A 971-nucleotide genomic window follows, 5' to 3' on the forward strand; every position below is an offset into this window, starting at 1 on the left:
TAAATAACAACTCCACCTGCCAACGGCAGCGATACAGGCTCATCACCTGCTCTGCTGACCATGCCGCTCGCGGCAGGTTGGTCATCCACAAGCAGAACCGCTTTTCCTCGGCAAACCAGCGTCGGATCAAGCGGTACTCGACCTTGCCGGACTTCACCACCATATCCAGCACCTCAGCCCGACAGCGCCGCCGTCCTGCCTCTTTCAGTGACAGTCCCGCCAGTTTTGGCACTTCCCGTCCATCACCGCGCCAGGCCTGGATTATCTTGGGGTTCAGGCTTTGCGTTCCTCGCACCAGATAAAATCCGCCAGCGTCGTTCACCTGCTCAAACCAGGCCCTGTCAATGTAACCCGCGTCAGCCAGCAGCAGGCAGTTGGCCAGCTTGTGAGCCTCAGGGAGAAATTGCCGCTCCCCTGCGGTATCGGCAGACACACTCATGCACAGTGGGCTCTGCTCCGACAGAGACATGGTCATATGGCACTCGATAGCCGCCGGACTGATGGTCTTGAACCGGCCGGGAAAGTCAGCCGCCAGACGCCGGTGCACCGCGAAGGAGGTGCCATCGTGCAATAACACCTGCTTGAACGCGCCGAGGGAGGCCGCTTTGAGTTGATGGTCGATACGCAAGGCGATGGCCCGTTCGACCAGCGCTTTCATAAACAGGGCAAAGCTCTCTTTACGCAGCTGATTGTGAAACGGTTTGTAAGAAACCTGATGCTCTTTCGTCAGCTGCAAGGCATTGAAATGACGGTGTAAGCTGGCAATGTCATTGACCTGGTCGCCCCCCATGGCCCGCAACAGTGCAGGTACGAGCATGGCAGGGGTAATGGCGCGCTGACGCAGACAAAACTTGCAGAGCCGAGCAATGCGCTCGAGTGCGGCGGGAGCCAGGAGTTGCTCCAGATAGTGATTAGCATTAATAATGGTCATAGGCTTCGCGCGTGTTGATTTTGTTTGGCGATAAAATTAG

General features: G+C 57.1%; 1 protein-coding gene. It reads right to left on the reverse strand.

From position 1 onward, the window contains the following. Positions 1 to 931 (reverse strand): IS4-like element ISAeme3 family transposase (locus OKB81_RS20545; RefSeq protein ID WP_270805449.1); only part of this gene is annotated, 931 nt, incomplete at its 3' end. Positions 932 to 971: the final 40 nt, after the last annotated feature.

The organism is Aeromonas sp. QDB56 (assembly GCF_027705505.1).
GTDB classification, from domain to species: Bacteria; Pseudomonadota; Gammaproteobacteria; order Enterobacterales; family Aeromonadaceae; genus Aeromonas; species Aeromonas caviae.